The organism is Bradyrhizobium sp. (genome assembly GCF_017881085.1).
Classification (GTDB): Bacteria; Pseudomonadota; Alphaproteobacteria; order Rhizobiales; family Xanthobacteraceae; genus Bradyrhizobium.
This window is the reverse complement of the sequence record NZ_JADGRI010000299.1, coordinates 1-6,607: the sequence shown is the minus strand read 5'-3', so window position 1 is coordinate 6,607 and position 6,607 is coordinate 1. Positions and strand designations below refer to the sequence as shown.

Genomic DNA, 6,607 nt, shown 5'->3' with positions numbered 1-6,607 from the left:
CGCCGCACCTCCAGGAGTGGGTCGACCGGGGCTGGTGACTCCCACCGGTCGTCAACGGACCCCACCGCCCGCGAGCGTGCTCAGCGGATGCAGCGGTCGATCACCGTCCGCAAGGCGTCGACGACGGGCTGCCAAGCCGATTCGATCTCGGCGATGTCCTCGGGCCGGGCGCCAGTGATGTCGCGACCGTCGCCGAGCTCGTCGACGTAGAGCTCCACGACGGTCCCGCCGGCGATGGGCGTGAGCTCCCAGGTCACGTAGACCTCGGGACGGGCGGGATGGTCCCCCAGCGTGTGGGACAGCCGCGCGACGGGTTCGCACCGCAGCACCCGGCCCACGATCGCCAGGCCACCGCTGCCGAGACGCACCGTCGATCCCGCGCGCCAGTCGCTGTCGATCGTGAGTCCCGGGAAGTGCCGTGGTTCGTCGGTGAGCGAACGCCACACCGTCTCGGGACCGGCCGGGGTCTGGAAACGGAACGTGACGGTCGTGAGGATCGACATGATGAGCTCCTGCAACGGGCGACCGAAGCGGTCCGCTCGAGAATTCTTGCCCTGGCGCCGCCGGAGACCCGCGACGAGGTCCAACGCGCGGCGCAGGGTACTTCGGCCATCTACTTTGCTTACCCGGTGCAGGACGGCTTGCTCGACGCGACCGCGGCGATGGCCCTTGCCGCGCGCGAAGCCGGCATCTCCCGCCTCGTCAATCTCGTGATGCTGCAATCCTCGATCGATGCCCCCACCCCGCGGATGCGGCAAAATTATCTGTCCGAACAGGTGTTCGAATGGGCCGGAATCGGCGCGGTGCATATCAGGGCGACCGTGTTCTATGAGAATCTCGGCTCGCAGGTTCGCCAGAGCCTTCCCGCGCAGGGCGCCGTCCGCCTGCCCTGGGGCAGGGAAACCACCGTGCTTCCGCTCGTCTCGGCGGAGGACGTGGCGCGGGTCGCGGTCGGCCTGCTGACCAGTCCGTCATTGCCCGCGAACGCGGCCTATCCGCTGATCGGCAGCGTCATATCGCTCAAGGACATCATCGCGACCTTCGGCCGCGTGCTGGCCAGGAACGTGCGCTACGAGGAGACCACGGACGAGGAATGGCGCAGCGACGCCATCACCCGGGGTTACAATGAACACGCGCTGGCGCATCTGTCCGCGCTCTGGAAGGCGCTCCGGGCCGCCAGCCTCGATCCCGAGCGGGCCCGCTTCGCGGTAACCGACACGATCGAAAAGATCGGCGGCGCCAGGCCGAAGACGTTCGAGCAGTTCGTCCGCGAGGGGCTGAGCGAACCCTTGGCGAAATCGGCCTGACGCGTCCTCGCGCCGGGGTTGGGCGGCGGCTGCGATCTTCACCGCGCTGGCGATGGCCTCGCTCGATACGGCGATCGCCAACATCGCGCTGCCCACCATCGCGCTGGTGCTGGGCGCGGCATTCGCCGCGGTCGGATGCGTGATGAGCATGTTCGCCTGGTCACGAAGGCGCAATAACGCGCACAGGCATCAGCCGCGGCGTTTCTGCTTTGCCTTCTTTGCGAAGTCGGGTTTTGCGGCAGACAATCCGCCGAGCAGCTTGTGTCCGGCGTAGGCAGGCTTATCCTCACGTCGCTTTTTCTTCTTGAACCCCGGTTCGCCACCGAATTTCGACCCGCTATCGCCGTGAGGTTTTGCGTGTTGCTTCGGCCCTCGCGCATCGCGGAATTCATCGGCCTTGCGAGGGCCGCGATCGGTGTTGCCGTCTTCCCGCCGGGGCGGGTGTGAACGTTTTTCCGGGCGCGCCTGGGCCTGGGGAGCCTCCGCCAGCGCTTCGATGCGGATGTTGTCTTCCTTGTCCGGGCGGCTGATCTTGGCGGCGAAGGATTCGGCGACCCGCCGCGAAATTTCGAACTCGGTGGTGGTGTCCATGATGCGAATGGCGCCGATGTCATGCTTGTCGATGCCGCCGCGACGGCAGATCATCGGCAACAGCCAGCGGGCTTCCGCGTTTTTCTTGCGTCCGATGGCGGCGCTAAACCAGACGCTGCCCTCCGCCATGCCGTGACGCGGCGATGATTTTCCGTTCTTCGATCGCAATCCGGCAGCGCGATCGTCGCCGCGCGGCGGCCGACCGTCCTTTTCCCGGGCGCTGAAGTCACGCGACCGGCCGGCGCCCTGGCCGGGATCGAGAATATCCTCGGGCGAAGGCAGCCGCGCGCGATAAAGGCGCGCCAGCGCCGCGGCGATATCCTCGGGCGACCGCTCGGCGAGCAATGCCTGCGCCAGCACCAGATCCTCGGCGGTCGTCTCCTCCGTAAACAGGGCATCGTGCAGCATGCGCTCCTGATCGAGCTTGCGGATTTCCTCCGCGGTGGGAGCCGTGCCCCAGACGGCGTCGACGCCGGCCAGATTCAGCAGCAACTCGGCGCGCCGCTTTTTCGCTGACGGCACCAGGAGGACGCTGACGCCCTTGCGGCCCGCACGGCCGGTGCGGCCGGAACGATGCTGCATCACTTCCGCGTCGTTCGGCATGTCGGCGTGAATGACGAGGTCGAGGTTCGGCAGATCGATGCCGCGCGCCGCCACGTCGGTGGCGACGCAGACGCGGGCGCGTCCATCCCGCAGCGCCTGCAGCGCCTGGGTCCGCTCGCTCTGCGTCAATTCTCCGGACAGCGCGACCACGGAGAACCCGCGCTCCAGCAGCGTCGCCTGCAGATGCCGGACCGCATCCCGCGTGTTGCAGAATACCAGCGCGCTCGGCGATTCGAAAAACCGCAGCACGTTGACGACCGCGTGCTCGACATCCCCCGCGGCAATTCGGATGGCCCGGTACTCGATATCGGCGTGACCGCCTTCATCGCCCGCGACCTCGACGCGAAAGGCCTGTTGCTGATAGTGCTTCGCCAGTGCGACGATGCCGCGCGGCAAGGTCGCCGAGAACAGCAGGGTACGGCGGGTGGCCGGCGTCGTCTTGAGGATGAATTCCATATCCTCGCGAAAACCCAGATTGAGCATTTCGTCGGCCTCGTCGAGCACGACGGCCTTCAATTGCGAAATATCGAGACGATTGCGCCGCAGATGATCGCACAACCGGCCCGGCGTGCCGACCACGATGTGGGCGCCCGCCGCAAGCTCGCGCTGTTCGCGGCGCGGATCCATGCCGCCGACGCAGGAAACCACGCGCGCGTCCGCATATTGATAGAGCCATGCGAGTTCGCGCTGCACCTGCAGGGCAAGCTCGCGGGTCGGCGCGACGATCAGGGCAAGCGGTGCGGCGGCCCGCTCGAACCGTTCGGCATCGCCCAGAAGATTTTCAGCAATGGCCAGCCCGTAGGCGACGGTCTTGCCGGAGCCGGTCTGTGCCGACACGAGAAGGTCGCGGCCAAGCGCCGCGTCCGCAAGCACGGCGGTCTGGACGGCGGTCGCCTGATCGTAATTGCGTTCCGTCAAGGCTCGGGCGAGCGGCGGGCTGGTGGTTGAGAATGTCACGGGATTGAAAGCCTTGGTTGGTGTCTGCGCCGGAACATCGAACAGAACCTCGAACCCAATGGTTTGAGGTTGCGTGCCCGGCAGAAGCACGGCCGCCGAATTGCGGATTTGATTGAATTGGGGTTGCTTTAGGCCAAAAGCGGCCAAAGCGCCATGGCTATGGTTGCATGCAAGACCGGCAGCATTGACGCAGCCGGTGCTTTTAAGAGGCGAATTACGCCGAATTTGGCGTCGGGCGGCCCGGAATCCGTCATCGGACGCGCATTCGCGCGACCCGTTGCAGCCGCCCGTTAACGATGTCAGGCCCACTCGCCCTTGCGGAATACGGGCATCCGGCGGCCGTCGGCGTGAATGCCGTCGATGTCGATCTGGTCCGAGCCGATCATCCAGTCGATATGGATCAGACTCTTGTTGCCGCCTTGCGCGGCGATCTGCTCCGGCGTCAACTGGCCGCCATTCACAAAACATTTCGAATAGCACTGGCCGAGCGCGATGTGGCAGGCGGCGTTTTCGTCGAACAAGGTATTGAAGAACAACAGCCCGCTCTTCGAGATCGGCGAGGAATGCGGCACCAGCGCCACTTCGCCGAGCCGGCGCGCGCCTTCATCCGTATCCAGCACCTTGTTCAGCACTTCCGCGCCGCGCGAGGCCTTGGCATCGACGATGCGGCCTTCCTCGAACCGCACCGCGATGTTGTCGATCAGCGAGCCCTGATAGGACAGCGGCTTGGAACTGACGACGTGGCCGCTGACCCGCCGGCAATGCGGCGTGGTGAAGACTTCCTCGGTCGGGATGTTGGCATTGCAGGTGATACCGTTCTTGGCGGTGGAAGCGCCGCCTTCCCATTCATGGCCGTCGGCGAGACCGATCGTCAGATCGGTGTCCGGTCCGGAATAATGCAGCGCGCTGAACCGCTGGCCGTTCAGCCAATTGGTTCGCTCGCGCAGCACGGCGTTATGCTTCGTCCAGGCCGCGACGGCGTTGTCGTCGTCGACGCGCGAGGCGGCGAAGATCGCGTCGGCCAGTTTGGCGACCGCGACATCCTCTTCGTCATCAGGGAAAACCTGCTTCGCCCAGGACGCGCTGGGATAGGAGATGATGTTCCAGTTGACCTCGAAATTGACGATCTTTTCCAGCGCCGGCTGATACGCGATCGAGTTGGCCTTGCTGGCGCGCGAGACCTTCGCGGGGTCCTCGCCCGACAGCAGCATCGGATTGTCGCCAACGATGGCGAGCCGCGCGGTGTTGGCGGCGAAAGCTTTCGACATCCCCTCATAGAGCCAGTTCGCGGCGCGGTCGAAGCTGTTGTCCTGGCCGAAGCGGTAGCGCGCCAGCGTCACCGCCTCGTCGGACAAAATGGGCGTCACCAGACCGGCGCCGGCCTTGTAGGCATGTTCGGCGATCCTGCGCACCAGCGGCAGCGCCGCCGCGGGCGCCGTCAGCAGCAAATCCTGCCCCGGCTGCAGGTTCAGCCCGACCTTGATCGCCACCTCGGCGAGGCGGTCTAGTTTTACCGGATCGATCGATGCCGAGATGTTGCGCTCGTGGACGGTCATGGGATGGCCTGTTGTTCGGGGGGTCACAGCTTAATAAAATGCTTGTGGACGGGGAGTTCAAGACCGCCGCTTGTTTCATTGCAGAACATTCGCCGCCAACTGTGGTCCGGACGCGAACACGCGTCCGCCTTCTCGCGGCGCGAAACGCCCGGGTTATGCAAGAGCCTTGTCCCTCCGAGAACAGAGGGAGCAGGGAATGCCGGGCGCCCGATGCGCCCGATAGCCGCGTGTGCAATGATAGTAATAGAGCGCACACGCGTTAGTCAGGTCACACCGGAATCACCCGGCATTCCCCACGCAATGGTTTTACGGCTTATGTCGTACTCTCCCCGGCGATCGGGCTTTTTTGTCACCGTCATCAGCGAAAGTTGCCTTCCGCGAACTTGACGCCAGCGTCGAGGCGTCAGGACCACACGATTTTGCCGTCCGCCGGAAAGCGCCCTCGTCTTTGGCGCATCCAGCGGCCACCGCATCCCGCCCCGCGTCCGTGACGATCGCGAAACGCCCCTCGGAGGAGCGGGACGGCGCATATATGGAACTGATTTGCACTTTCGGAAAATCAGAATATTTTTTCAAAAGGGGCTCGACAGAGGGGTCGACAAATTGCCCAGGTGATTTGCCCGTCGGGTCGCTTTTCATCGGCGTTGGCGAGGCAGGGAAGTGCTTTGCCGCTCGGCGTTGCATTTGCAGGTCACGCGATCTGCGCTTCTTGCACAAACCGGATCAACCGCAACGGTCTGATGATGTCCGTTGATGGGGGTAAACCGGAAGTGGCTCGCAGAAATTTAAAACGGCGCTTTTGACCCTGAGCTGACATGTAGCTGCCCGATAAGAATAATAGTGTCAGTTTGCGGGCAAATGATTTCCCTGCTTGATCCATGTCAAGACGCTCGATTGCAATCCAACCGATGCTGAAGGTTGGAGTAGACTGTCATGAACGGCACGCAATCAATCCCAGTAGGGCCTCAAGAACCGTCCGACAATAGCAGTGAACGTTCCCGGCGGATTGATTCCGCCGCTTGGGCTGTCTTCTTCATCTGGGTCGGCGTGACCATGCTGGTCCATTTGCCATGGGCTTGGTTTCTCGTCGGCGTCGGCGTTTTCATTCTGGGCGCGCAGATATGCCGCTGGCAGATGAGCCTGAAGGTCGACGGCTTCGGCGTCGCATGTGGCGTGATCTTCCTTGCAGGCGGTGTCTGGGAACTGCTGGCGTTGCAGTGGCCGCTTGCCCCGATACTATTGATTTTGCTGGGTGGGTATCTGCTTCGAAAGGCAGTTTGGCACTAACATTCCATTAGTGCGTTTGCCCGGCGAGTGCGATTTGGGTCACGCCACGGCTAGATTAGCGTTGATCACCTGATGCTCACGCTGCCGGAACGACCCTTTGCGTCCCCTCCATCAGATCGGTGAAACGCCTAGTCTCTCAAGCAGCTGGAGATGAGGTTATTCGCGTCTATCGCGCGTTATGAGAATGTTGATTGCCGGTAATGATGTCTCCTCTTGGGCACGAAACGGACATGCCGCCGTGGTCGCTCTACGTCCGTTGTTGGGGGCAGAGCGGAAAACATGTGCTCGCGGTCAATATTTCCGAGT

5 protein-coding genes are annotated in these 6,607 nt (G+C 63.6%); 2 read left to right on the top strand and 3 right to left on the bottom strand.

Annotated features, from left to right (window positions below):
* Window positions 1–80: 80 nt before the first annotated feature.
* Complete coding sequence (locus QZ213_RS22590) at window positions 81–503, bottom strand: SRPBCC domain-containing protein (RefSeq protein WP_291688307.1); 423 nt, start codon at window positions 501–503, stop codon at window positions 81–83.
* Between QZ213_RS22590 and QZ213_RS22585 the strand changes: the two genes are divergently transcribed.
* Window positions 414–1,307, top strand: coding sequence for an NmrA family NAD(P)-binding protein (locus QZ213_RS22585; RefSeq protein WP_291688306.1), 894 nt, complete (start codon window positions 414–416; stop codon window positions 1,305–1,307). The two genes, QZ213_RS22590 and QZ213_RS22585, sit on opposite strands and share 90 nt — an antisense overlap.
* A 189-nt stretch (window positions 1,308–1,496) precedes the next feature.
* Here the strand turns inward: QZ213_RS22585 and QZ213_RS22580 are convergent, their stop codons facing one another.
* Together QZ213_RS22580 and QZ213_RS22575 are read right to left on the bottom strand one after the other, a co-directional pair.
* Window positions 1,497–3,458 (bottom strand): DEAD/DEAH box helicase, encoded by a 1,962-nt coding sequence (locus tag QZ213_RS22580; protein WP_291688305.1) that lies wholly within the window; start codon window positions 3,456–3,458, stop codon window positions 1,497–1,499.
* 299 nt (window positions 3,459–3,757) lie between these two features.
* Window positions 3,758–5,014 carry an aminopeptidase gene (locus QZ213_RS22575; protein ID WP_291688304.1) on the bottom strand — a complete coding sequence of 419 codons (1,257 nt, stop codon included), beginning with the start codon at window positions 5,012–5,014 and terminating at the stop codon, window positions 3,758–3,760.
* A gap of 933 nt (window positions 5,015–5,947) precedes the next feature.
* On the opposite strand from QZ213_RS22575, the gene QZ213_RS22570 reads away from it, so the two are divergent.
* Window positions 5,948–6,301 (top strand): hypothetical protein, encoded by a 354-nt coding sequence (locus tag QZ213_RS22570; RefSeq protein ID WP_291688303.1) that lies wholly within the window; start codon window positions 5,948–5,950, stop codon window positions 6,299–6,301.
* Window positions 6,302–6,607: the final 306 nt, after the last annotated feature.